Here is a 25,889-nt window from a genome sequence, read left to right as displayed (position 1 = left end):
AATGACTTTTTACACTTTAAACTACATTCAAAATAATCAAACTAAAGATAGAACAACTTTATATATTCTAATGATTATTGCAGCCTTCGCAATGATTATTTTTGCCATTTTATATCTACGCGATCGATTTGCGACGCGTTATCGTGATTTAGGGATTATTGCTTTATTATTTTTAATGCTTTTTGCAGGAACTCAATATGAAAAATATGTGCAAACAAGTGCTCAAAAAGCGCAAGCAGCACAAATTGTACCTTTTATAAAAGCCGTTGCACTTGATCATAGGGTTAAAAATAGTGATGTTTTAGTAAGTAATACTACTTTGCAAGATGGCATGATAGTTAGGATAAATTCTAAAAATACTGACTATCAACTACATTTGAATGATGATAATAATAGCTATACTTTAACGCGTGCTCATGTAATCGATCATAAGGTAGACATAAGGAAGTAGAAATGAATTATACAGAGTTATTTATTAAGTTTGCTTTGGGAATGCTAACATTGATTTTACAAATTAATCTTTTTGGAAAGACAAATTTAGCACCAACAACTGCATTAGATCAGTTACAAAATTATGTTCTTGGTGGTATTGTTGGTGGGATGATTTATAATTCTAGCATTACTGTCTTGCAATTTTTGTTAGTATTGATTGTCTGGACGTTAGTTGTATTTATTTTTAAGTTTGCGCGTGAACATAATCGTTGGATCAGAAATTTAGTTGATGGGAAACCAGTTCAAGTAATTAAAAATGGCGAGGTTTTAGTAGCTAATTGTATGAAGGCGGGAATTTCTGCCAATGAATTAATGTTCAAATTACGTAGTCGCGGTATTTACAGTGTAGAAAAAGTTAAAAACTGTATTTTTGAACAAAATGGTCAACTAACCGTAATTGAAAATGATGAGGCTAATATTCGCTTTCCAATCGTTAGTGACGGACAAATTAACGAGGATGTTTTAGAATTAATTCATAAGTCAGATGCTTGGTTGCGCCAAGAAGCTGACCAGGCTGGTTTTGAAAATATTGAAGATGTGTTTTTGGCTGAATACAATCAAGGCAAGTTAAAGTTTATTGGATACAGTAGAAAGAAAAAATAATATTATGAATAAGATTGAAAATGTAAAAAGATGGTTAGACGAAGCAGATGCGGTGATTGTGACAGCGGGCAATGGTTTTGCACAAATGGAAGGACTTGACATGCTTAGTGATGAAACTTTTGCTCAAGACTATCCTGAAGTAGCTGAAAAATATCATGTTAAGACGATTGCGGATGCTTTAGATAAGAAGTTTGATTCTTGGGATGAGCAGTGGAAGTTCTGGAGTAAGTTAATTGATCGTTATTCTTTAAAATATGAACCAAGTGCTGAAATGAAGGTTCTGTTAAATATTTTAAAGGAGAAGAATTACTTTATTGCAACTAGTACTTATGGTCACTTTTTTGAAAAAGCTGGCTTTAATGAAAAAAGAATTTTTAATGTTTTTGGTGATTGGACTAGAATGCAATGTTCTAGTGGTTTAAATCATGGGCAAATTTCTGATATAGAGGCAGTTAAAAGTTACCTTATTGGTAAGGGTGAAGTGCCTAAATGTGAAGATTGTAATTCTGAAATGGAATTACATATGCCGCTTAATTCTCATTTTTTCCCAGATGAAGATGCTAATACTCGTTTTCGCTGGTTCTTAACTAAGAATGAAGAGAAGAAAGTTGTAGTATTAGAATTGGGGGTTGATTTAACCAGTCCACAATTGCTTGATCCAATGGCTAAGCTAGTTGAACAATTCGGTAGTTGGAAGTATGTGGCAGCTGATTTAAGCCAAGATGAATTACCAGAAACAATTGACAATCGTGCTGTTGGGTTTAATACAAATAGTAAAAAATTATTAGAGGGATTGAAGAGATAAAATGAGTATTTCAATTATTCAGGGAGTTTTAAATATTCCTGGTTTACAACATAAAATTCGTGCTAAGGGAATTGAAAAGCCGGGCTTTCCAGAAAATTATACATTGATTGATGTAGAAACTACTGGACTGTATCCTTGGCGTGACCGTATCACCGAAATGGGTGGGTTAAAGGTTAGACATGGAGAAGTAGTGGCTACCTTTTCTGAATTGGTAAAATTTCCAGATTCTAATTATGTACCCCCATTTATTACTAAATTAAATGGGATTGATGAAGAAAAAATTGAATCTGAAGGGATGCCAGTTAGAGAAGCGATTGAGAAGTATCGCTATTTTATTGGGAGCGACCCAATTGTTGGTTATAACGTTAACTTTGATTTAAATTTCGTTTATGATTTAGCACAGAAGTTCAATCTTCCAATTTTAAGTAATGATTATGTTGATGTATATCGTTTAGCGCGTAGTTTTTATCCAAGTGAAAAACATAATCGATTGCTTGATTGTATGAAACGTTTAGATATTGCGGAGAGTCAAGAACATCGAGGCTTAGATGATTGTTTAGATACTAAAAAGGTTTTTGACAAATTCCATGAGCAATTTAAGCAAGATCATTTTCTTAGAGCTCACGAAATGATTAAAACAATGGATTTAACACAGGAATGGCCAGATATTGTTAAGCAAACTCAAGTATTTAGAAGTCCTTTTAGAAATAAGACAATTGTGATAGCGGGGGATTTGGAACTTGATGAATTTGAATTAACTACTGTAATTAAGAATTTAGGTGGAATTATTCAAGATGAAGTTGGTGGCGATACTGATTATGTTTTAATTGGAGATCATGATCGTTTTAGAACCGATATTGTGGAATTAAATAAGGCTAAGGCTTTAAAGAAAAATGGACAAAAAGTTCGTATTTGGTCGGAAAACTTTTTCTTAAATATGCTTGATAATTGGGCTCGCTCATAATAAAAAGGAATTCGTTGGTTAACGAATTCCTTTTTTTGTTGATTACATTTCCTCATGCTCTTCTGGATCGAAGCGGCGTGCACTTAAAACATCTAAAGCACAAATTGAAGCAATTTCAGTATCAGTTAATTCAAAATCAAAAATATTAATATTATTTTCTTGATGGGTATATGAACTTGCTTTGGGAATTGGCACTACATTCATTTGTGTCTCCCAACGTAAAATGATTTGAGCAGAAGATTTATGATATTTGTCTGCTAAATCTTTAATAACAGGAGCATCAAATACTTCATTTCCACGACGAAGTGGGCTCCAGGCTTGAGTAATGATGCCATGTTTATTATCAAATTCGCGTATATCACGACTTGACCAATATGGGTGAAGTTCTACTTGGTTAACTGCAGGTGTAACGCTAGTTGCGGCAATTACTTTTCTTAAATGAGTTGGTTCAAAGTTGGAGACACCGATTGAACGGACAAGACCAAAACGTTGAGCATCAATTAAGGCTTGCCAAGCATCTACATATGTTCCGTGTTTAGGGTTAGGCCAATGAATCAAGTACATGTCAAAGTAATCTAAGCCAGAAGCAAAGAGTGATTCTTTGATTTGATCAATAGCTTCTTTATAGTCGTGGTGACGACCAGGAAGTTTAGAAGTAACGAAAATATCACTCCGGGCAACGCTAGATTCCCGAATTGCTTCACCGACTGTTCCTTCATTTTCATAGTTAACAGCTGAATCAAGGAGGCGGTAGCCAACATTCAAGGCTGACTTAATTGCTGCTACGCCACTGGCGCCCTTTAATTTATAAGTTCCAAATCCAATTTTAGGGATACGATTACCATCATTTAGATTAAAATATTCCATATGTATATATCCTTTCTTTTCTTTCAACTATTATTGTAACAATCAAATCATAATTTGCAGAAAAATTTATTCTTTTTTCTGACGTATTTTTTAGAAGTAGGTATAATATTTTTTGTATCAAAGCGGAGGAAATTTATGGCAAAGAGAAATAGTCGAAAAAGTAAGAAAAATCAGCAAATAATTAGTTGGATCGTAATTTTTATAGCCGTTATAGTTGCTGTATATAATTGGAGCCGACCATCTAATAGTAATTCTAATTCCACTCAAAATATAGTTAACAAGGCGAATACAGCTGATACATCATATGGTGGATTATCAAAGACAGATTATCAAAAATTAGCTAAATTAGATTTTAAGAGCGGTAGCAAGGCATATGTGTATGTAAATAATGACCATTCTACTTTGATAAAAAACGCATGGAAAGTTAATAAAGTTATCTACTCTAATTTGGATAGTTTAAACCGAACTTCTTCGTCTAATACAGCATTTTTAGAAAAAAGAAATGTTGCGGATCAAAGTTTACGTGTTCGCCAATATATAGACCCAACAGGCTGGCATTCTAATAAGCGTAACGGCGTGCAGATTTATAATCGCGGACATTTGATTGCTTATTCAGTTTCTGCCGGAATTGATCAAGATGGAAATTATAACCCGGGTAATAAATCAGGTGATCAGAACAATCCTAAGAATTTATTTACTCAGAGTGCGTTTACCAATCAGAAAATTCAAACTATTTTTGAATCAAAAGTACGTAAGGCTTTACGTCAAGGGGATAAGGTAATTTATCAAGCTACCCCAATTTTTAGAGGAAATGAATTAATGGCACGTGGAATTAATTTGCAAGCAATTTCTGTAGAAGGGGATTTAGACTTCAATGTATATATCTTTAATGTGCAACCAGATTATGTTTTTAATTACGCTAATGGTAGAGCTAAGGTTGATCATAATATGCGTGTAACTGAGTAAATCATTCTTTGAAATGAAAAAAGTCATTGTTTAGTAAACAATGACTTTTTTATTGTTCGGTTTTCTTTCTCAAATCAATATCTTGTGGTCTACCGTTTAGAAGAGGTAAATCATTGCAAGTATTTAAACACGATTTATTATTGATGTTTTACACTTAATATTAGGCTTTAGCCTCTATTTTGTGAAACATTTATATATTTTTTAATATAGACTTGACAAACTCCGAATTTTTTATAGAAAAAAAGTTTGTGCTTAGAGGCAATTTATCATACAATTTGTGGTGAATAAAATTAAATTAATCTATATATAGTAGTGGGAGATAAATGAGCAACGAGAATTTTATTGAAGTAAAACAGTTAGAAAAAACGTACGAAAACGGCTACCAAGCAATTAAGTCAGTAAGTTTTTCAGTAAAGAAGGGTGACTTAGTTTGTTTGTTGGGTCCAAGTGGTTGTGGTAAAACAACTACCTTGAATATGATTGCCGGATTATTAAATCCTACTGGAGGCGATATTGTAGTTGATGGCAAGTCTATGTTAAACGTTGAACCTAAGGATCGTAATATTGGCTATGTTTTCCAAAACTATGCTTTATATCCACATATGACTGTCTTACAAAATGTCATGTTTCCAATGACTGTGGGAAAAAATAAAAAATCGAAAGATGAAGCTAAAAAAATTGCTCAGCGTTTCATGAAGCTAACTCATATTGAAGATTTGGCTGACCAAAAGCCAGGGAAGTTGTCTGGTGGACAGCAACAACGTGTTTCGATTGCTCGTGCATTAGTACAAGAACCACAAATTTTATTAATGGATGAACCTTTGAGTAATTTGGATGCACGTTTAAGATTGAAGATTCGTGAAGAAATTCGCTCTTTAGTTAAAGAAGTAGGAATTACTACTTTATTCGTTACTCATGATCAGGAAGAAGCTTTATCAATTGGAGATAAGATTATTCTTTTCCATGAAGGAGTCATTCAACAAGATGCGTCTGGTCAAGAACTTTACTTAGATCCAGCTAATCAATTTGTTGCTAACTTTATTGGAAATCCTGTAATTGATAATTTTAAAGTTAGTGTAGAAAACGGATATATTGAAGGGCAAGGATTTAAGTTTCCAGTTAGTGAACTTGATCAAAGTCGCTTACAAGATGGGTTAGCAGATGGAGAGTATATTTTAGCTATCCGCCCAGAAAATCTTTCTATTACAGACAATGGTTTATTGAATGAAGTAGTAGATGATGTTGAATTAATTGGACGTGAGCGTGTAGTTAAGTTTACACATGATGATATGCAAGAACGTGCCTTGATTGACTTAGAACAAACTGTAAGTGCTGGTGATAAGATTAGCCTTAATATGAATTTAAATAGGGCATTCTTATTTAAAAATAATGGGGAGCGTGTTTACTAATGAAAGAGAATCAAAAGAAAGCTTGGCTCTTTCTGGCTCCATCATTAATTTTTGTAACTTTATTCAGTATTTGGCCAATTATTAGAGCCTTTTGGATGAGTTTTCAAGGTGGACCGCTAATTGATATGCACTTTAATGGAATACAGAATTATAAGTATATCTTTGCTGATCCGGAATTTTGGCGCGCATTAAGAAATACAGCAATCTATGCCTTTGTCGCTGTACCAGTTGCATTGATAATTTCCATTGGATTAGCGTGGTTTATCTTTTCTAAAATTAAGCATACAGCTTTTTTTGAGACAATGTTCTTTATGCCATATGTTACTAGTACTATTGCTATAGGTATTGTTTTTAGATACATCTTTAATGGCGAATATGGATTGCTTAATTTTTTATTAAAGGCTGTTCATTTGCCACAACCAGATTGGTTAGATAATCCAAGTTTGAGTATAGTATCATTAATTATTTTTGGTATCTGGTCGTCCCTCGCATTTAATATTGTTATTTTGATGGGAGCTTTAAGAAATATCGATCCAAATTACTATGTTTTAGCTAATATGTATGGAGCTAGTGACAGAGAAAAATTTTGGAGAATTACTTTGCCACAACTTATACCAACTATTGCCTTCTTGTTAACTGTTAATATCATTGGGGCATTCAAGATTTATACACAAGTTTATGCTTTATTCAATGGTCAAGCAGGTATCGGTAATTCAGCAATGACAGCTGTATTCTATATTTATAATAAGTTCCAAATTGTTGGTACTCCAGGTGTAGCGATGGCCGCAACGGTAGTATTATTCATATTTATCTTATTTGTAACTTATTTACAAAGAAAATTAATGAAGAAGGTGAATAGCTAAGATGGAGAAAAAGAGTAAATTTCGTTGGGGTATGATTTTGGTTTATTTCTTTATCGCAATCTTTGCCATAATCACCGTCTTCCCATTTATCTATATGATTTTAGGTGGATTGATGTCATATCAAGAAACTACCACCATCCCACCAACAATTATTCCTAAGAGCTTTAATTGGAGTAATTATCAAAAAGTTTTTGAACAGGCACCATTTGCGAGATACTTTTTGAATACCTTTATTACGGCAACCGTAACGACGGTAGTTACCTTCTTTACTTCAATTTTAGGTGCATTTGCAATGACTAGTTTGAAGTTTAAAGGTAAAGGGTTTGTTCAACTGGTTCTATTATCTTTATTGATGGTTCCTGGTGAAGCCATTATCTTTACCAACTACAATACTATTGCTCAAATGGGCTTACTTAACACTTACCTAGGTTTGGTATTGCCATTCTTAACTTCAATTTTCTATATGTATTATCTTCAAAGTTACTTCACAGCCATTTCTCCCACTATTTATAAGGCAGCTAAGATTGATGGCGCTTCGGATTGGGAATATGTCTGGAAAATTTTAGTACCAATGTCTAAAGGTGGTTTAATTACGGTAGCTCTTTTGAGTTTTATCTCAGGTTGGAATTCATTCTTGTGGCCATTATTGGTAACTAACGAAGACAATATGAGATTGTTGAACAATGGTTTGTCGGCATTTGCCAGTGATGCTGGTGCTCAAACGCAATTACAGTTAGCTGCAGCTACTTTGACAGTTTTACCGGTCTTAATTATTTACTTTATCTTTAGAAAACAAATTATTAACGGGGTAGTTCGAAATGACCTTAAAGCCTAAAACAACAGTGACTTTTTATAATGGATTGACCACAATTGGTGGACCGATGATTGAAGTTGCATATGATAAATCACATGTACTCTTTGATTTAGGTGAAGTATATCGTCCTGAATTAGGATTAAGTTTAGAAGATGAAACTTACGAGGTTTTGATTAAAAATCAATTAATCGGCGATGTACCTAACTTCTATGATCCCAAAGTCACTGGTAAAGAAATTGATCATAATCGGTGGGAACATAGTGCAGCATATATTTCTCATGTTCACTTAGATCACAGTAAAGCTTTAAATTTACTTGCACCAGAAATTCCTTTATATGCTGGTCCCATCACTGCTAATTTGTTACCAGCTTTAAATGAAGATGGCGACTTTCTCTTACCAGCTGCAGGTAAAGCAAAGAATTATACTAGGCCTATTATTGCAGCTAAATTAAATGAACCAATCAAAGTCGGAGATATTACCCTGGAAATAGTGCCAAGTGATCATGATGCTTATGGTGCTACGGGGTTAATTATCCGCACGCCTGATAAGACGATTATCCATACTGGTGATATTCGTTTGCATGGCTATCATCCTGATGGGGTGCGTGAATTTATGGCTAAGGGTAAGGGATGTGACATGTTGATTATTGAAGGTACGGGAGTATCTTTCCCCGAAGAAAACGGAGAGGAATTCCAAGGACCTAAGGATGAAAATGAGTTAACTGCTCAAATCGTCCAATATCAGAAAGATAATCCTCATCGTCAGATTACTTTTAATACTTACTTGACCAATGTTGAGAGAATTCTACGTATAATTTCTGATTCGCCACGAAAGGTAGTTTTACATGCCAAGAGAGCAGAATTATTGAAGAATGCTCTTGATAAAAATGTGGCGTATTATTACTTGCCAGGAGAAGAAAAAATTGCTGATCTTCAGCCTGAGTTAGAAGTAAGTTATGATGATTTACTCGCTGATGATCATCAATTCTTCTGGCAAGCAGTTGGGGATTATGATAGGTTGCAAAAGGGTGGGCTTTATATTCATAGTAATGCTCAACCACTTGGCGATTTTGATCCTGCTTACAAGCCTTTTGTTGAAGGTTTTGAAAAGCATGGTATTGAGTTCGTGGCATTGCGCTGTTCGGGGCATGCGGATGTAAAGGAACTTAAAGAAATTATTGCGGGTTTTGAGCCAAAGATTTTGGCTCCGGTGCACACATTGCATCCAGAATTAGAAGAAAACCCATTTGGAGAACGGGTTTTACCTAAGCGTGGAGAAATTTTCACTCTTAGTTAAAATTAATAATTTATTTGTTGTATTTTATATTTTATTTTATGGGAGGATCTAATGAAGTTCACTAAAAAGTTAGCTGCTATCAGCATTGCTGCTTTAGCTCTTTTAGGTACTACTGCTTGCTCAAACAAGAGTAGTAGTAATAATAGTAGTAGTTCTGCTAAGGTTGCTACTAAAATCACTAAGAAGACCACTGTAGTTTTCTGGCATGGTATGAGTGGAACTCAAGAAAAGACTTTAAAGAGCTTAACTAAGGAATTTGAAAAGAAGAATCCTAAGATTACTATTAAGCTTGAGAACCAAGGGAATTATACAAATTTACAAGCTAAGATTAATTCTACCTTGCAATCCCCAAATAATTTGCCTACTATTACTCAAGCTTATCCGGGTTGGTTGATCAATGCGGCTAACTCTAAGCGATTAGTTGATATGACCCCCTATATTAACAACACCAAGATTGGCTGGGGTTCGGCTGCCAAGAGTGATATTAGAAAAGAATTATTAAATGGAGCTAAGATCAACAATACCCAATATGGTATTCCATTTAATAAGTCTGTAGAAATGCTTACTTACAATAAGGATTTATTAGATAAGTATGGTGTTAAAGTTCCTAAGACAATGGATGAATTAAAGAAAGCAGCCCAAACTATTTACAAGAAGAGTAAAGGCAAGGTTGTTGGTGCTGGATTTGATTCTCTATCTAACTACTATGTTTTAGGCATGAAAGATGAAGGAGAGAACTTTACTAAGAATTTAAACTTTACAAGTTCTAAGTCTAAGAAAGTTATCAACTATTATGCAGATGGCGTTAAGGCTGGTTACTTTAAGACTGCCGGTTCAGATGGGTACCTTTCAACTGACTTCTCTAATCAAAAGATTGCAATGTTTGTTGGTACTAGTGCAGGTGAAAGTTTTGTGAAGTTGGGTGTAGGTAATAAGTTCCAATATGGCGTTGCACCTCGTCCTTCAAAATATAATATGCAACAAGGTACTGATATTTATATGTTTAATAAAGGCACTGCTGAACAAAAAACTGCTGCCTTTATGTATATCAAGTTCTTATTGAGTAAGAAACAACAATTAACATGGGCAAATCAAACTGGTTATATCCCAGTAACTAACTCTGTAATTAATTCATCTGCTTATAAGAATTCTACTAAGAGTAAAGTTCCTGCTCAATTGAGTAAAGCAATGAAGAACTTATACAGTGTTCCAGTAGTAACTAATAGTAATGCTGCTTACACTGAATTAAATCCAATTATGCAAAATATCTTAGCGCAAGCTAAGAAGGGTAAGAGTTGGAATTCACAAATTGAAGCTGGTAAAACAAAACTTCAAAGTACGTGGAACCAATAAAATAAAATTAACTCCAAAAAAGAGTAGTCCTGAGACTACTCTTTTTTAGTAAAATTAAATCAATAAGCAAATTAAAGCAATTAACGCCGGTAACATTTGAACTACAAAGATCTTTTTAGTTGCAGTAAAGCCACCAAAAATTGCGACTATTACAATGAAAAATAATAGTAATTGCCAGACTATTAAAAGATAGTACATTGGAAATATAAACCAAGCCAAGATAATTAAAAGACCCAGCATACCATTATAGATGCCTTGGTTAGCCATTGATATTCGAGCTGCTTTTTGACGAAGGAAGTTAACATCCATATCGAAGGATTTAGCTTGCATTTCAGGTTTACCAAATATTTCTAAAAAACAAATTCCTATATGTTCAATTCCAACTATAAAAGTTAGGACAATTCCGATGAGGTTGAATGTAGACATAAGATATCCCACTTTCTATTTTTATACTCGAGTAATTGTCAAAGTACTCTTAATTAAATCGCCATCAATATACAAAACTTTACTAGTAGTACCATTTTCCGGGCCATTGAAGTTAATTGTTGAAGAAATTTTATGAAGCTTGTCCGTGTCAATTTTCCATTCTAAGGGGATGTATAAAATTAAGTCACTGGATTCTGCTTTAATATTAATTTTTCCAGTTGGTGTAGCCAATAAAGCCTGATCCATGTGTAGATCTAAATTACTTAATTTAGCATTAATTTTAATCTTTTCAAATTCGCCACTAATAGTTCGACTAGTGTCGCTCAAGCGACTATAAATTGTAATTGCATCTGCATCATCATCCCGCTCTTGCAAAGTGCTGAAAGGGACCGGCTCTTCCCCTTTAATTAAACGTTGAATGTAACGAACATATGGATGATAAAGTAGGGAAAGACCAATCCCAATAAGAATTGCAATCCCGAGGATCGTCCAGTTCGAAACGTGAGTCATTCCCATACCGGTTTTGTGTAGCATGATGATGAAGGAAAGAAACAAAGTGGCTAAAAATGTTAAACGCCAACGAATTAGAAAGATAAAAATAACTAAAAAGAAAAATGTTAATCCAAGATGTTGTCCCCAAGGTCCAGGAAGAATGTTGAGGGCATCAATTAAAATCAAAACAGCCAAAACAATAAATATTATCCCTACTGTAGTCGCCAGTTTTTTAAGAAAACTATGCATAAATATACCTCCATATATAAATTATGCTTTATATTTTACTCCCATCAAAAAAATTGACCAGAAATATAAATATAATCGTTGCAAGTACAACAATTGTTAGATAAAATAATTTTGAAAGGAAGATAGAGTATGAGCGAAGATATTTTACATCAAATAGGAACTATTGCCCGGGCACTAGATTCTATTGCCAATATTGAATTTAAAAAAATTAATCTTAACAGAGGTCAATATTTATATTTAGTCCGAATCAAAGAATATCCAGGTTTGTTCTCTGATCAATTGGCTAATTTATTGAATGTTGATCGTACAACAGCTGCTCGTAGTATTCAAAAACTTGAAAAACAAGGATTAGTTCACAAAGAAGCTGATGAAAAAAATAAAAAAATCAAGCGTCTTTTCGTAACCGATAAAGGCTTGAGAATGGCAGAAGTTATTGAAAAAGAGAATGCTTATTCTAATAAAACCTCTTTAGCTGGTCTTTCAGAAAATGAAAAACAACAGTTACATGAATTGTTAGCCAAAGTGGAACGTAATACTTCACGAAGCTGGAATTTTGTTAAAAACGGTGGGAGAAGAGGCTACTAATGGATTATATGATTAAGAAAGTTGATACTGAGGATGTTAAAGAACTTCAAAAAATTTCACGTTTAACATTTAAAGAAACTTTCGGTGCTGATAATAGTACAGAAAACATGACAGAATTTTTAGATAAAACTTATGCTGAAGAAAAATTACTTAATGAAATTAAAAATCCTAACAGCCACTTTTTCTTTTTGTTAGTTGATGATAAAGTTGTGGGTTATCTAAAAGTAAATGAAGCAGATGCTCAGAGCGAAGATGTTGCGGAAAATGCTTTAGAAATAGAGCGAATCTATCTAACTCACGAATATCAGCACCGTGGTCTGGGCTTAGTATTGATCAAATTAGCCGAAAAAATTGCCCGTGAAAATAATAAAGATAATATGTGGCTCGGTGTATGGGAAAATAACTTTAATGCTCAAAATTTCTACAACAAAGATGGTTTTAAACGCGTTAGTCAACATACCTTTGTTGTAGGTAATGATCCGCAGACTGATTATATTTTGGTAAAAACTTTAACTGACGAGGCTTAAATATGAAGTTTGAATTCAAAAAGATTAATGAAATGTCGGGACGCGAAGCTTTCTGTATTTTTCGCTTACGAAGTGAAGTTTTTGTAGCTGAACAAAAAATTACTTTACCTGAATTAGATAATCAAGATCTGAGGTCAATCCATGTATTTTTATTAAATACTGATAAAACAGATGCTTTAGCTACTTGTCGTATTTTTCAAAATGATCAAGGTGTGTGGACTTTAGGACGCGTAGTAATTTCTGAAAAAGCTCGCGGGGAACATTTAGGTCAAAAAATGTTAGAGGCAGTTCATGAGTATTTAAAAAATGAACTTCATGCAGATAGTATTTTTTGTCATGCTCAAGCATATGTTCAAAAATTCTATGAAAAATTGGGTTACGAAACTGAAGGTAACTACTTTTTAGAAGGTGGAGTTAAGCATATTGGTATGAGAAAACAACTGTAGATTTTTGTGTAAAATAAAAGGTTCGACGAAATGTGTCGAACCTTTTTAGATATAAATGAATTTTATTTGTCATCTTCATGATTAGTGAAGTAACGGTAATCCTTACTCTTGTCGAAGATAACACCACGTGCATTTTCGCCGTTTGAAACGCTGAAGATAACGTCTGGGTATTTTTCTTTAACTTCATCTTCCATGAATGAACGCATCATGGCGTTATTAGAAAGTACAGAACCAGTTAAAGCTACACGCATTGGTTTTGGATCTTCATAGCGGTCAAGACACATGATAATATCACGAGCAAGGAAGTGAGCTTGTTGTTGGATAATATTACGAGCTTCTTCATTACCACTATCAGCAAGTTTAGCAATTTCAACTGCATTTGAAGCAACTTCAGGACTAGTCATAGTATAAAATTTAGCAGCTGCGTCATTCATTGAATCTAAATTCCAAATTTTAACGAAAAGATCAACTAATGAGCTCTCTTCACGTCTGTCCCATTTTAATAATGCAGCTTGGAGGGCAGCTTTAGTAATAGCGTAACCACTACCTTCGTCGCCAAGTAATGAACCATAGCCACCTACAGTAATTAATGAACCATCTTGACGACCATTAACAACAGAACCAGTACCAGCAATCACTAAAGCACCGTCAGCACCTTCTAAGCCATTGTAAAGAGCTAAAAGTGAATCAGTAATAGCACGAGTTGGGATGTTGCCAACCATTGAAGAGATGGTAGCAGCTACTTCTGGAGCGTTACCAACAACAGATAATCCTGCAATACCTGCTAAAACTTTCATACAATCGCCGTCGATCTTATCACGTAGTTCATTAACTGCAGCAGCGATATTCTTTAAGCCAAGTTCGTAATCGTTATTAATTTGACCTGGACCGCTTTCTGCACGACCTAATTCTTTACCGTTTTCATCGTAGGCGATAGCAGTGGAGTGAGTACCACCAGCGTCAATACCAATCATGTATTTCATCATAATAGAAAATCAATTCTCCTATTTAAAATTTAAAGTTTTATTTTAACCTAAAAAGATTAATTTGTGAACGCATACATTATATTATAATTTTATATGTATGGTCTAGGGTTAATAAACAAAACCTATTAACCTTTTTAATACTTTATCATTTTTAGCATGATAAAATAAACTTAAAAAAAGTACAAGGGAATAATCTTATGAAAAATAAAATATTTTTTGGGTCAGCTTTAGTTGCTTTTTGCAGTCTGGCATTTTATATGACAAATATTAATCGAATTAAAACTACAAAGATAGAAGTTTATAATGGGAACACTACAAAAGTAACTAAAAAATCGCAAATTGTAAAATCTAGCCAAAAGCAACAGAGTACAGTTTCAAAAAAGAGCGAGGATAAAGTTACTAAATCCGAGACTACTTCAAAGGTTAAAGTTGCTAAAGGGAGTAATAAAAAAATTATTCAGGCAATAGAAAAGAGTATTGGAAATCAAAAAGAGGCCTATCAAGTTAGTTTTATTGATTTAGATAAATCAAATAATTTTGCTAGTGTGACTAATACCAGTCAAACTAGTTTAAAAGCTAAAAATAGTTTGAAGTTTTATATCCTATTAGCGTATGAAAATGCTGTTAAAACTAAGAAGATAGTTGCTAATCATGCTTATAAGATAAAGGCGACTGATCAGTTAAGTACAAAAGATAAAATGTTACAAACTGGTTTGCAATATAGTTATGCTTATATTCGAACTGTAATGGTTAGTCAAGATAGTGATGTAGCAGCTAATATTCTTTTAAATAAGATTGGTTATAAACAAGTTAATGCCGTGGCTAAAAAGTTTGGGGCTACTGATACTGAAATCACTGGTAAGTTTGGTTCTGGGGATGTTGGTAAAACTAGCGCTAGTGACATGACTAAAGTAATAAAAACTTTGTATCAAGGAAAAGTATTAGGAATCATGCATGATACTAAGATTATCGGTTATATGACAGGTTCTAAAAATAAAGGCCTAACTGAGAAGATATCTGGGACATCCTACAGAATTAGTGGTTCCAATGGTAGTGTTGCTTTGGTAGAAGTTAATGGAAAAAATTATGCAGTAGCTTGCTTAAATGAGAAAGATAATTTTGACTATGGAAGTTTAGGAAAGAAAATTAATACAGCTGCCCATCAAAAATAATTTAGACAGGAATCTACAGAAGTAGATTCTTTTTTTGTTGAAGTAGAGAAAAATCTACAGATTGTAGATTGTAATCTACATGGTTTGGTGATATAGTATCTGAGTATAGAAAAATTGGAGGTGAATATCATTACTAAACACAGGACTTTAGATAAAGAAAAAGTCATTGATAAAGCGACTAAAATAATTAATGATGATGGCTTGAGTGCCTTAACAATGCCGCATTTAGCTCAAGAGTTAAATATTCGTTCCCAGTCACTTTATCATTATGTTGCTAATCGCCGTGAGCTACTATCTTTAATTTGTGTTAAGAGATTACAAGTTTTGCATCAGCAATTGGTCCAGAAGATAATTGGACTTTCAGGACGAAATGCTTTATTTGCTTTTGCAGATGAAATTAGAAATTTCCTCTTGAATGATCATGCAATGTCAAGTATTTTTTATAACGTAGATGAAATTGGAAATGATTCTACGGTAAAAAAAGAAGTACATGAGATTGTAAAATTAGGTGAGAAACTTGATGTTGATAATAAAAATGTAGTATCTGTACATGGATTATTAGCAGCTGTGCTAGGTTATGTTTTCTTAGATAGATCACAAATGTTTAGTGATGAAACTAAGGAACAATCAAATGATAATTATCACCAATTACTTCTTAGACTTGTTGCGCCAAAAGTAAAGGTTAATCAGAGGAAAACTATTAAAGAAAGGAAATTAGCTCGATGAAGAATTTCATCAAGAACCATGTTGGATCATTAATTGCATGGTTAGCAATTTTGATAATTGCTGTAGTGGCATTACCGAATGTGAATGCTTTAACGCGTGCTCATTCGGATGTTACACTTCCTAAAAATGTTGAAAGCTCAATTGCCACCAATATTGAAAACCATTGGGGGCATAATCAAGATAACACGTATGTAACTGCTATTGTTTTTAATAAAAAGAATGGCAAGCTTACAAGTGAAGATAAGTCTCAAATTAATAATACGATTCAATACCTTCAAGATAATAAGAAAAACTTGGGTATTAAATCAATGTTAACGCCTAACGATAATGAAGCTGCAAAGGCTCAGCTGGTTTCTAAAGATAAAACTACGGAAATGGTTCAATTAAATATTGATAACAACCATTCCACGGTTGCTGCTACAAATCAAGCACTCATTAAGGCGGTTAAAACTAAGGGATTAAGAACATATGTAACTGGTGCAAAGATTCTACAGGATGATTTCTCAGCAGAAGTTCAACAAGGAATCAAAAAAACTGAAGTAATCACTGTTATTTTTATCTTTATTGTTTTAGTTTTGGTATTCCGTTCACCAATTGTACCTTTAATTTCATTACTAACTGTAGGAGTTTCATTCCTTGTATCTTTCTCATTAGTAACAAACTTAGTACAACATTTTAACTTCCCATTCTCTAACTTTACGCAAGTATTTATGGTTATAGTATTATTCGGAATTGGTACTGACTATAATATTTTGCTTTATGACAAGTTTAAGGAAAACCTGGGTAATAATATGGACCGGTATGAAGCAGCTAAGGATGCTCGTAAAAAAGCCGGGAAGACTATCTTATTTTCAGGTTCATCGATTTTAATTGGTTTTAGTGCTTTAGGATTAGCTAAGTTCTCTATTTATCGCTCAGCTGTAGGTGTAGCTGTAGGTGTAGCTGTTCTATTGTTAGTTCTTTTGACCTTGAATCCATTCTTTATGGCTACTTTAGGTGAAAAGATGTTTTGGCCAGTCAAGCAATTTAATGGAGAATCTAGCTCAAAATTGTGGAATTGGTTATCAAAGAACACCTTAAAGTACCCGCTTATCTTTTTAGCAGTATTAGCGGTAGTAGTTGTTCCATTCATGCTGCAATATTCTAATAACTTAAATTATGATGATGCTGATGAATTAAAAGATTCCGTGCCTGCTAAAGCTGGTTTATTAGTAGTGCAGGATCACTTTACCAAGGGTACTGCAGAATATTCTACTTTATACATTAAAAGTAATAAAAAACTTGATAAGGAAAAATATCTTAAAGAAATTGATTCTCTTACTAAGAAAATCAAGAAAGATAAAGATGTTTCAAGTGTAATGTCAATTACTCAACCAGCTGGTAAAAAGGTTAGTGATCTATATCTCTACAACCAACTTAAGACAGTTAATAGTGGTTTGAGTAGTGCAAGAAAAGGTTTAACTAAATTAGATAAAGGCTCAGCTAAATTAACTAAAGGTCTAGGACAGTTAAGCGATGGGACTGAACAATTAACTAGTGGCTTAAGTTCAATGAATGACCAATTAAGTGAGCAAATGTCCAGCAGTTCAAGTCAAATTGCTCAACTTCAAAGTGGTTTGCCACAAATCAATGATGGTATTCAACAAATTAATAGCGGGCTTCAAAATGCGCAAATGCCAGATACTTCAAGTATTACTAGTGATTTAAATAATGTTGGTACCCAAGCTGAAAATATCGGTAGCAACCTAACTTCTGCTGGTAATAGTTTAAGAAATGTTCAAAGTGCTAGCTCTGGATCAAATGTGAATACCTCACAAATTATGTCTCAATATCAAACTGTTGCAAATCAAGCTCAGTTAACTTCTACTCAACAGGCCGTAATGGGTGCTGCAATGCAACAAACTTTGCAAGGTGTCCAGACTAAGGTTAATAGCCAACAAGCAGCTGCTGGTCGTGAATTACAGCAAGTAGCTAATAATTTACAAGCAGCTGGTGTAGCCGATCGTTCATTGGCTAACTCCATGACTAATGTTGCTTCAAGCATGCAAGGTCTTCAAAGTAGTATGAGCCAACTTTCTACCTTAAGAAGTGCAGTTGGTGAAGTAGCTACGGCTTCAAATGTTGCTTTACCTGGTGCTGCAAGTGCAATTACTCAATTACAAGGTGGATTGACGCAAGTTCAAAGCGCTATTGGTGAAGCTATGCCTGCTGCTGATAAGCTGAATTCAGGAGCAAAAAAACTCTATAAACAATCACCTGAATTAACTAAAGGTATTAAGAAAGTTAATAAAGGTTTAGGTAAAATTGAAGATTACACTAATCCGTTAAGTAAGTCAGCAGCTGCAGATACTTTCTATATTCCAACTAGTGTATTAAAATCCGCAACTTTTAAGCCAGCTATTGATAACTACTTGAGCCAAGATAAAAAGGCTACTAAGATTATGATTATTTTTAAGGGTAATCCAAGTTCGTTGAAGATGGCTAAAAAGGCTAATGAACTTAACGAAATGGCTAAAATGTCACTTCAAGGTACTGACTTAAATGACGCAACTGTAGCCATGGGTGGTCAATCTGAAAAGATTTATGATACCCAAAAGATTGCCAGCGGTGACTTTTTAAGAACTGCTGCAATTATGTTGATTGGTATCGGAATTGCTTTGATGATTATTACTCGTTCAGTATTACAACCTGTGTTTATTTTAGGTACATTGCTAATTGCTTACTTTACTTCATTATCGATTAATGAATTAGTTGTAAAACACATTATGCATAGATCTATGCTTACTTGGAATACACCTTTCTTCAGTTTTATTATGTTGATTGCACTTGGTGTAGATTATAGTATTTTCTTAATGATGCGTTATCGTGAAGAAGGAATTGAGGATCATAGCATGACAGCTAGTGAAAGAATCTTAAAGGCATGTACTGCAATTGGTGTTGTAGTTATTTCCGCTGCTGTTATCTTAGGTGGTACTTTTGCAGCATTAATGCCTTCCGGTGTGCCAACTTTAATTGAAGTAGCGTTGACAGTTATTTTTGGTTTGTTGTTGTTAGTATTCTTAATTCCAATTAATATGTCAGCAGCAATGAAGATTACTTACGAAGGCCTTCACTTTAAGTGGGGCAAAAAGAAAAACGCTTCTAATAATCAATAAAGGCTTATTTTAAAAAGTTTGTAGTTTTTACTACGAACTTTTTTGCTTATTAGAAGAATTTGTTAGAAAATAAGATTGATAGATAATTGATGTAATTTAGTTTATTTAGTAGTTAACGAAAGTATTGATATGGGAAAGAAGTTTAGAAAGACTATTCTGATAATTGTCGGATTATTATTAGCAGGGCTGTTAGTATATTTACTTTATCGAGATTATCGACCGGAAATTGACCTTTTATTACATCCTACTGGCGATACGCAGAAAAAACTATTGTTTTTGATTAGACGACATGAAATTCGGGACAGCGTATTTTTATTGATTTTAATAGCAATTTTAAATGCTATTCCAGGCTTATCAAACTCTTTAGTATGTATTTTAGCAGGGTTATGCTACGGGCCATGGCTAGGCTTGTTAATTAATTGGCTAGGAAATATTTTAGGTAATAGCATAATTATGTTATTGATTAAAAAACTTAATTTTTCACATCATTTTAAAGAGAATAAAATTTTGAATTTTTTGATGCATCAGAATCATCCTTTAGCCGGATTAACCATAGGTTTTATGATACCTTTTATCCCAAGTATTTTGGTCAACTATGCCTGTGCTAGAATGAAGATAAACTGGAAAAAATATCTCCCAATGGTTGTAATTGGAATGTTGCCAACATCGTATTTATATGCCTTTGGTGGGGATGCTATTTTTCATGGCGATACTAAGAAGATTATTGGTGTAGTAATTGGAATTATCATTTTACTAATAATGGCAATTTTTGTAGTAAAACTAGCGGGTAAATCACGTCATAAGACAGCATAATAAAAGAATGTTGAGGAATATATATGAAATGTCCTAACTGTGGTCAAAATATAAATGAAAACGATGAAAAGTGCTCTCATTGTGGTTTTAACTTAAAAAAATTTCATGAAGAATTTTTAACTGATAAACAGGTTCAGGAAACTAATAAAGATGAAAAAGATACCCCTAAAATGACTAGGCGTACAATTCGTGAAGAGGAATTTACTCCTAAAAAACAAAATAGTACGGTAGCAGCAATGATTACCTGGATTCGTGTAAATGCAACTATTGTTTTTTTAGTGGGAATATTATTGCTAATCTTAATGAGTTTTTCCAGGTTATTAGGTTGGTTTAGTTTTTTTGCTTTGATGATTTGGCTATTTGTTGTTTGTGATAAAAATAAAAAGCCTGAACAATATACTGTCGATAAGCGTTTGACTCAGAAAGTAAATAAAGTAAGTTCTGATGTCGTTAATTCTTTTGAACAGGGCGAAAGTAAAATTAAGTCTCATAAGGCCCGTTTAGATAATAAATTAGGTAAAGACTCAAATTCTAAACCTATTAAGATAAAACAAAAACGTACTGCTAGTCAATTTGGGGTTATATTAATGGCTGCATTAAGTTTATTGACAGTTTTTTATGGGCCATTTTCTTCTAGTTCAATGGAAAGTTTCCAAGCATTATCTATTTCTAAAATGCTATTAAATTTAGGTGGTCTTGGTGGAAAATACTCACTTATTGGATATGGCTTGTGGTTAGTTTTTGTACTTTTTCCAATTATAGTGATTGTTGTTACTTTAAGGAATAAAAAATATAATCGTCAATTGACTTTTGGGCTAGCGGTAATTGAAACGATTATTTTATTTATCTGTGCTTTTGAATTAATTTTCTTAAATGCAGGTAAATCGATTGGAATAACAGATAGTAGTGTAGTAAGTGATGCAAAGGCACAACAAATGATAGCAAATGCAATTTCCTTTGGTATTTCAACTTATCTTTTATTTATTTCGAGCATTTTAACTACTTTAATTGCAGGAAAAAATTTAAAAAAATAAGGAGTTGATCTGTATAGGTCAACTCCTTTTTCTTATAAAAAATTATTACTTTGCAAGATTAATAACTAACTATTCTCATAATTTCATTAATTAAAGGAAGCACTTTTACTCATGGTATTTATCTAGTCTTTTTTTCTTGATCTTTTATGGTTTGATAAAGAAAGTCAACAGATTCATCTAAGTATTCATCAGCGTAGTCCATTGCATGGCCTGTTCCTTTAATAACTAGGAGTTCTACTTCATGATCGTGTTTAGCAAGAAATTTTACAAAATTTAAGACGCTTTCTAAAGAAGTTAGTTCATTAGCTGAATTGATCATTTTTAAGCGATTTAAATGGGTAAAATTATAGCTACTTGCGTCCATTTGAGTTAATATGTCGGAGTTTTCGCTGCCTGCATAAGTTAAGACAAAATATTTATAAAATGCATCTTTTATCTGATGTGAATCAGTTAAATTTAATTCATTAGCTGCATCTTTAGCTGGAACAGTTTGAGAATGTTGCTTCATCCAATTTGAAAAGTCTACTGGAGCTGACCAGGTAACTGTGGGAAAACCATATTTTCCGGCTAAGTACAAAGCAAGAGTGCCTCCAGCACTAGCGCCAATTTGCATGATATTTTTTAAATCATCGTCGTCTGTGTATTGGGAATTGAGTAACCATTGAATGAAATTATCGCTATCTTGATGGGCGGTGGGAAAATGATACTTTGGAGCTAGACTATAATTCGGAATTAAGGTCATAAATCCTGCATTAGCTAAGCTAACTCCAATATTTTGGAGTGTATCTTTACTGCCACGAAACCAGCCACCACCATGCCAAAAAATTAAAATTTTGGTTTCAGAGTTAGTGTCGTTTGGAAAATAAATATCAGTTGCTAAATTCTTTTTTTCATCGTATAAAATATCTTTTTTTATTAAAACCATAATAAAACCTCATCGCATCTAATTCTTATATCCTTTTTAATTATAGGATAAATGAGTTTAAATAATAGTTATTGTGCCTTAAAGTTAATATAGAAAGATATTTTGATCAAAGATTTGGTATGATATTGATAAGAAAAGGAGGCATAGCGGATGTCTACGAAAACTAGCCGAAAATTGATTAATATTTTGACAATTGTATCAACTATTCTGATTATTTTACTTACTATTTATTGGTATAGATTGGGCATTTTTGATAGCCAAGCAAAAATGAAAGCTTATTTGGCCGATAAACAGGTTATTGGACGCATTGTATTTGTTTTGATACAAATTGTACAGGTTGTGATTCCTATTATTCCAGGGGGAATTTCTTTGTTAGGTGGTGTTGTCTTTTTTGAGCCACTATGGGGATTTATATACAACTATGTAGGAATTTGTATCGGATCAATAATTATTTTCTTTTTGGCTAGATATTACGGAAAACCATTTATTTTACATCTAGTTTCTGAAGAAACTTATCAAAAATATATGAAATGGACTAAAAATCAAAAAAAATATAATTGGATTTTTGCAATATGTATTATTGCACCAGCTGCGCCAGATGACATTTTATGTATGATTTCTGGATTAACTGAAATGAAATTTTCAACTTATTTACTGATCATTCTTCTTGGTAAACCTTGGACAATTGCAGCTTATAGTTTTGGTTTGATGTATGGTGCTAAATGGGTAATGAAGTTATTGGGTAATTAATGTTAACGGGAAAAAGAATTTATTTAAGAAAAGTAAGGATAGAAGATGCACCTGTTCTTTTTAAATGGGGACAAGACCCAATCTATCATAAAATGGCAGGGTATAGTGACTACTCATCTTTAGAAAAAGCACAGGAGGGTGCAAAGATATATAGTGAACGACAATATAGTTACGCTATAGTTTTAAAGAAAAATGATCAAATGATTGGATTAGTAGAGCTATATAATCGTGGGACTGATGGTGAAGCCGGATTACTTGCCACCAAGTCGTTGGGGTTTATGATGGATAGAAACTATTGGCATCAAGGTTATATGGTAGAAGCTTTGAGTATAGTCCTTAATTATGCTTTTGATAATCTAAATCAAAATCAAATTTGGGCTGGAACATTTGCTAATAATGAAATCTCGCAAAATTTACTAAAAAAACTAGGCTTTCGGTATGTTTATACTGTTGATTATAATGAAGTTTCTGAGCTTTTTAATTATAAAGAAAAGTTTTTTGTATTAACACCACAGGATTGGCATGTTATAATGCAACTAAACACGAAATCCTAAGACAACTTCAGAGAGCCTACGGTTGGTGTGAGTAGGTGAATGTCATTTCCAGATTTCAATTGTGGGTAGGTAATTCTACACGGTTAGCGCCGTTATTGCTGTAGAGAGTGGTTTATACCAAAGCTGGGTGGTACCGCGAACCGTGAGTCGATTCGTCCCATTATGGGATGAGGCGGCTTTTTTTATTTTTAGGAGGAAAAAATGCTCGATATTAAAGTTATTCGTGAAAACCTTGATTGGTCTAAAGAAAAGTTAGCAACTAGAGGAATCAAGCCAGAAGAACTTGATAAATTAGTTGAAATTGATAAGAAGCGTCGTGAAGCTTTGACAAAGAGTGAAACTTTGAAGCAGAAGCGTAATGAAGTTTCTGATCAAATTGCACAAGCTAAACGTAATAAAGAAGATGCTAGTGATGCAATTGCTGCAATGCGTGAAGTAGGTAAAGAAATTAAAGATTTAGATAATGAAGTTAATGAATTGACTGAAAAACAAAATTATATCTTACTTCGTTTACCAAACTTCCCTGCTGATTCTGATCCAATCGGTCCAGATGAAAGCTACAATGAAGAAGTTCGTAAATGGGAAGAACCAACTAAATTTAACTTTAAGCCTAAAGCCCACTGGGATATCGGTACTGATTTAAATATTTTAGATTGGGATACTGCTGCTAAGGTTTCTGCTGCTCGTTTTGTTTATTACAAAGGTGCAGGTGCTATGTTAGAACGTGCTGTTTTTAACTTTTTCTTAGATGAAAATATTAAAGATGGTTATACTGAAATGATTACTCCATACATGGTAAATCGCGATTCTATGCAAGGAACCGGTCAATTCCCTAAGTTTACAGAAGATGTTTATACCATCGTGGATAATGATGATCCAACTAAGCCATTAGATTTAACTTTAATTCCTACTGCTGAGGTTCCTTTGGTTAATTACTTCCGTGGTAAGATTCTTGATAGTGAGCAGCTACCGATTAACATCACTGCTATGTCACCAGCATTTAGAAGTGAAGCAGGTTCTGCTGGTCGTGATACTCGTGGCTTAATTAGAATGCATGAGTTTAGAAAAGTTGAAATGGTTAAGGTTGTTGATGAGGAAAGTTCATGGGAGGAATTGGAAAAATTAACCCATAATGCGGAACATTTATTACAAAAACTTGGCTTGCCTTACCATGTGGTAGCTTTATCAACTGGGGATGCAAGTTTTACTAGTGCTAAGACTTATGATCTTGAAGTTTGGATGCCGGCTCAAGATAAATACCGTGAAATTTCAAGTTGTTCTAATTGTACTGATTTCCAAGCACGTCGTGCACAAATTCGTTATCGTGATGAAGATGGTAAGCTTCACTTAGCACACACTTTGAATGGTTCAGGTCTTGCTGTAGGTAGAACGGTAGCTGCTATTTTAGAAAATTACCAAAATGAAGATGGTAGTGTAACTGTCCCAGAAGTATTGCGCCCATACATGCATGGCATGAAAGTTATTACTAAGCAACCTAAACTTGGTGAATAATTAATTAGTAAAATATAGTTTTTTATACTAAAATCTTCCTATGTAAGTAGGAGGATTTTTTATTTATGGAGAAAAAAGATTCGTTATTAAAAGATATATTGCAAATAGCGACAATTGTTATAGTTATTTGGGCAATATTTGGAATTGTATTTAAATTCTTTTTGAGTAATGATACTGTTTCAGGTCCATCAATGCAGCCGACCTTTGAATCTGGAGATCGTGTTATTTCGGTAAGAAATACTAAGTTGAAGCGTGGTGATATTGTAATTTTGAATGCACCAGATGAACCGGGAGCACTTTATATTAAACGAATTATTGGTGTACCTGGTGATAGTATTAGCTATAAAAATGATCAACTTTATATCAATGGAAAAAAGGTTAACGAGTCCTATTTAACCGAAGGGAAGAAAGAATACAATATAAAGGGACAGCTTTATACAAATAATTTTTCTCTAGAGTCATTGCATTTAGGGAACAAAGTACCAAAAAATTCTTATTTTGTAATGGGTGATCATCGAAATGTTTCTAAAGATAGTCGTTACTTTGGTTATGTAAAGAAAAGTGCAATTGTAGGCAAAGTTATTTGGCGTTATTGGCCATTGAATAAAATGCAAACTTATTAGTACTAATTATCCTTCTTAAAATAAAGAAGGATTTTTTAGTTAGGAGGAAAAATGATTTTTAAAAGAAAAAAATACGAAACTTATGGAGAAGGCGGCTTATATGAAGGAGTAAACGAAGCCACTACTAGTCCTATTAACAGTAATAAAGGTTGTCGAATTCATATTTCACAGAAAAGAGAACAGAAAGCTGTTATAGAAATTATTAACAATGAAAAATTAGTTAAACGTTTATCTGTTAAAGGTGATACATGGATTACAGTAAAGGGGAGTGGAAAGTATTGGCTAAGAGTATTTAATAATCAGGATAAGAGTCTTAAAGTAGGTCTATCTATTAGGAGTTTAGATTAAATACATTTTTTACAAAAAAAGGTTGACTAGAATAAAAAAATCCTGTAAAGTAATGTACGTCGCTTGAGGAGGTAAAGAAAAAGAAAAACTTTTTCTTGCAATACTAAAAAAGTGATGATATAATAAATAAGCT

The 25,889-nt window shown here is 33.4% G+C and carries 28 protein-coding genes; 23 read left to right on the top strand and 5 right to left on the bottom strand.

Annotation, left to right across the window (positions count from 1 at the left end):
* Position 1: 1 nt before the first annotated feature.
* The 4 genes from HDR40_RS09135 to HDR40_RS09120 are packed head-to-tail and all read left to right on the top strand — an operon-like array spanning position 2 to position 2,864.
* Positions 2-451 (top strand): DUF3290 domain-containing protein, encoded by a 450-nt coding sequence (locus tag HDR40_RS09135; RefSeq protein WP_290628411.1) that lies wholly within the window; start codon positions 2-4, stop codon positions 449-451.
* A gap of 2 nt (positions 452-453) precedes the next feature.
* On the top strand, positions 454-1,095 hold the full coding sequence (locus HDR40_RS09130; protein ID WP_290628410.1) for a DUF421 domain-containing protein: 642 nt from the start codon (positions 454-456) through the stop codon (positions 1,093-1,095).
* Positions 1,096-1,099: 4 nt separating this feature from the next.
* Positions 1,100-1,900, top strand: coding sequence for a Sir2 family NAD-dependent protein deacetylase (locus HDR40_RS09125; RefSeq protein ID WP_290628408.1), 801 nt, complete (start codon positions 1,100-1,102; stop codon positions 1,898-1,900).
* A gap of 1 nt (position 1,901) precedes the next feature.
* Positions 1,902-2,864, top strand: a complete 963-nt coding sequence (locus HDR40_RS09120) for an exonuclease domain-containing protein (RefSeq protein WP_290628406.1) — start codon at positions 1,902-1,904, stop codon at positions 2,862-2,864.
* A gap of 42 nt (positions 2,865-2,906) precedes the next feature.
* Here the strand turns inward: HDR40_RS09120 and HDR40_RS09115 are convergent, their stop codons facing one another.
* Positions 2,907-3,731 (bottom strand): aldo/keto reductase, encoded by an 825-nt coding sequence (locus HDR40_RS09115; RefSeq protein WP_290628404.1) that lies wholly within the window; start codon positions 3,729-3,731, stop codon positions 2,907-2,909.
* Positions 3,732-3,866: 135 nt separating this feature from the next.
* Between HDR40_RS09115 and HDR40_RS09110 the strand changes: the two genes are divergently transcribed.
* From HDR40_RS09110 to HDR40_RS09085, 6 genes are all read left to right on the top strand, one after another.
* Positions 3,867-4,697 (top strand): DNA/RNA non-specific endonuclease, encoded by an 831-nt coding sequence (locus HDR40_RS09110; RefSeq protein WP_290628402.1) that lies wholly within the window; start codon positions 3,867-3,869, stop codon positions 4,695-4,697.
* Between the two features lie 323 nt (positions 4,698-5,020).
* Positions 5,021-6,106 carry an ABC transporter ATP-binding protein gene (locus HDR40_RS09105; RefSeq protein ID WP_290628400.1) on the top strand — a complete coding sequence of 362 codons (1,086 nt, stop codon included), beginning with the start codon at positions 5,021-5,023 and terminating at the stop codon, positions 6,104-6,106.
* The gene (locus tag HDR40_RS09100) at positions 6,106-6,969 is read left to right on the top strand and encodes a sugar ABC transporter permease (protein WP_290628398.1); all 864 of its coding nucleotides are present in this window, start codon (positions 6,106-6,108) and stop codon (positions 6,967-6,969) included. Before HDR40_RS09105 ends, HDR40_RS09100 begins: the two co-directional genes overlap by 1 nt.
* Before the next feature lies 1 nt (position 6,970).
* Positions 6,971-7,804, top strand: a complete 834-nt coding sequence (locus HDR40_RS09095) for a carbohydrate ABC transporter permease (RefSeq protein ID WP_290628396.1) — start codon at positions 6,971-6,973, stop codon at positions 7,802-7,804.
* Positions 7,788-9,080 (top strand): MBL fold metallo-hydrolase, encoded by a 1,293-nt coding sequence (locus tag HDR40_RS09090; protein WP_290628394.1) that lies wholly within the window; start codon positions 7,788-7,790, stop codon positions 9,078-9,080. Before HDR40_RS09095 ends, HDR40_RS09090 begins: the two co-directional genes overlap by 17 nt.
* A gap of 51 nt (positions 9,081-9,131) precedes the next feature.
* A complete protein-coding gene (locus HDR40_RS09085) occupies positions 9,132-10,433 on the top strand; it encodes an extracellular solute-binding protein (protein ID WP_290628392.1) in 1,302 nt (433 codons plus the stop codon).
* A gap of 54 nt (positions 10,434-10,487) precedes the next feature.
* Here the strand turns inward: HDR40_RS09085 and HDR40_RS09080 are convergent, their stop codons facing one another.
* A complete protein-coding gene (locus HDR40_RS09080) occupies positions 10,488-10,859 on the bottom strand; it encodes a DUF1304 domain-containing protein (RefSeq protein WP_290628390.1) in 372 nt (123 codons plus the stop codon).
* 21 nt (positions 10,860-10,880) lie between these two features.
* Positions 10,881-11,600 carry a hypothetical protein gene (locus HDR40_RS09075; protein WP_290628388.1) on the bottom strand — a complete coding sequence of 240 codons (720 nt, stop codon included), beginning with the start codon at positions 11,598-11,600 and terminating at the stop codon, positions 10,881-10,883.
* Between the two features lie 129 nt (positions 11,601-11,729).
* Between HDR40_RS09075 and HDR40_RS09070 the strand changes: the two genes are divergently transcribed.
* Genes HDR40_RS09070 through HDR40_RS09060 form a run of 3 tightly spaced genes read left to right on the top strand, consistent with a single transcriptional unit; the run spans position 11,730 to position 13,158 of the window.
* Entirely contained in the window at positions 11,730-12,185 is a 456-nt protein-coding gene (locus tag HDR40_RS09070) for a MarR family transcriptional regulator (RefSeq protein WP_290628387.1), read from the top strand.
* On the top strand, positions 12,185-12,712 hold the full coding sequence (locus HDR40_RS09065) for a GNAT family N-acetyltransferase (protein ID WP_290628385.1): 528 nt from the start codon (positions 12,185-12,187) through the stop codon (positions 12,710-12,712). The genes HDR40_RS09070 and HDR40_RS09065 overlap by 1 nt, the downstream gene beginning before the upstream one ends.
* Before the next feature lie 2 nt (positions 12,713-12,714).
* Entirely contained in the window at positions 12,715-13,158 is a 444-nt protein-coding gene (locus tag HDR40_RS09060; protein ID WP_290628383.1) for a GNAT family N-acetyltransferase, read from the top strand.
* A 62-nt stretch (positions 13,159-13,220) separates the two neighbouring features.
* Here HDR40_RS09060 and HDR40_RS09055 read toward each other — a convergent pair whose 3' ends face one another.
* A complete protein-coding gene (locus tag HDR40_RS09055; protein WP_290628382.1) occupies positions 13,221-14,144 on the bottom strand; it encodes a BadF/BadG/BcrA/BcrD ATPase family protein in 924 nt (307 codons plus the stop codon).
* Positions 14,145-14,341: 197 nt separating this feature from the next.
* Between HDR40_RS09055 and HDR40_RS09050 the strand changes: the two genes are divergently transcribed.
* The 5 genes from HDR40_RS09050 (at position 14,342) to HDR40_RS09030 (ending at position 21,044) form a co-directional block, all read left to right on the top strand.
* Positions 14,342-15,316 carry a serine hydrolase gene (locus HDR40_RS09050; RefSeq protein WP_290628380.1) on the top strand — a complete coding sequence of 325 codons (975 nt, stop codon included), beginning with the start codon at positions 14,342-14,344 and terminating at the stop codon, positions 15,314-15,316.
* Positions 15,317-15,445: 129 nt separating this feature from the next.
* A complete protein-coding gene (locus HDR40_RS09045) occupies positions 15,446-16,042 on the top strand; it encodes a TetR family transcriptional regulator (RefSeq protein WP_290628510.1) in 597 nt (198 codons plus the stop codon).
* Complete coding sequence (locus HDR40_RS09040; protein WP_290628378.1) at positions 16,039-19,197, top strand: MMPL family transporter; 3,159 nt, start codon at positions 16,039-16,041, stop codon at positions 19,195-19,197. The genes HDR40_RS09045 and HDR40_RS09040 overlap by 4 nt, the downstream gene beginning before the upstream one ends.
* A 129-nt stretch (positions 19,198-19,326) precedes the next feature.
* Positions 19,327-20,010, top strand: a complete 684-nt coding sequence (locus HDR40_RS09035; protein WP_290628376.1) for a VTT domain-containing protein — start codon at positions 19,327-19,329, stop codon at positions 20,008-20,010.
* A gap of 23 nt (positions 20,011-20,033) precedes the next feature.
* Complete coding sequence (locus HDR40_RS09030) at positions 20,034-21,044, top strand: zinc ribbon domain-containing protein (protein ID WP_290628374.1); 1,011 nt, start codon at positions 20,034-20,036, stop codon at positions 21,042-21,044.
* 118 nt (positions 21,045-21,162) lie between these two features.
* On the opposite strand, the gene HDR40_RS09025 is transcribed toward HDR40_RS09030, so the two are convergent.
* Positions 21,163-21,969: an alpha/beta hydrolase gene (locus tag HDR40_RS09025; protein ID WP_290628372.1), complete on the bottom strand. Its 807-nt coding sequence runs from the start codon at positions 21,967-21,969 to the stop codon at positions 21,163-21,165.
* Positions 21,970-22,119: 150 nt separating this feature from the next.
* On the opposite strand from HDR40_RS09025, the gene HDR40_RS09020 reads away from it, so the two are divergent.
* From HDR40_RS09020 to HDR40_RS09000, 5 genes are all read left to right on the top strand, one after another.
* Positions 22,120-22,719, top strand: a complete 600-nt coding sequence (locus tag HDR40_RS09020; RefSeq protein ID WP_290628370.1) for a TVP38/TMEM64 family protein — start codon at positions 22,120-22,122, stop codon at positions 22,717-22,719.
* The gene (locus tag HDR40_RS09015; protein ID WP_290628368.1) at positions 22,719-23,273 is read left to right on the top strand and encodes a GNAT family N-acetyltransferase; all 555 of its coding nucleotides are present in this window, start codon (positions 22,719-22,721) and stop codon (positions 23,271-23,273) included. Before HDR40_RS09020 ends, HDR40_RS09015 begins: the two co-directional genes overlap by 1 nt.
* 201 nt (positions 23,274-23,474) lie before the next feature.
* Positions 23,475-24,785 (top strand): serine--tRNA ligase, encoded by a 1,311-nt coding sequence (gene serS / locus HDR40_RS09010; protein ID WP_290628366.1) that lies wholly within the window; start codon positions 23,475-23,477, stop codon positions 24,783-24,785.
* Between the two features lie 65 nt (positions 24,786-24,850).
* On the top strand, positions 24,851-25,408 hold the full coding sequence (lepB, locus tag HDR40_RS09005) for a signal peptidase I (RefSeq protein WP_290628364.1): 558 nt from the start codon (positions 24,851-24,853) through the stop codon (positions 25,406-25,408).
* Positions 25,409-25,459: 51 nt separating this feature from the next.
* On the top strand, positions 25,460-25,756 hold the full coding sequence (locus tag HDR40_RS09000) for a hypothetical protein (protein WP_290628362.1): 297 nt from the start codon (positions 25,460-25,462) through the stop codon (positions 25,754-25,756).
* Positions 25,757-25,889: the final 133 nt, after the last annotated feature.

This window comes from Lactobacillus sp., from assembly GCF_014803895.1.
The sequence above is the reverse complement of the archived record's forward strand: the minus strand, read 5'-3'. Positions and strand labels throughout refer to the sequence as shown.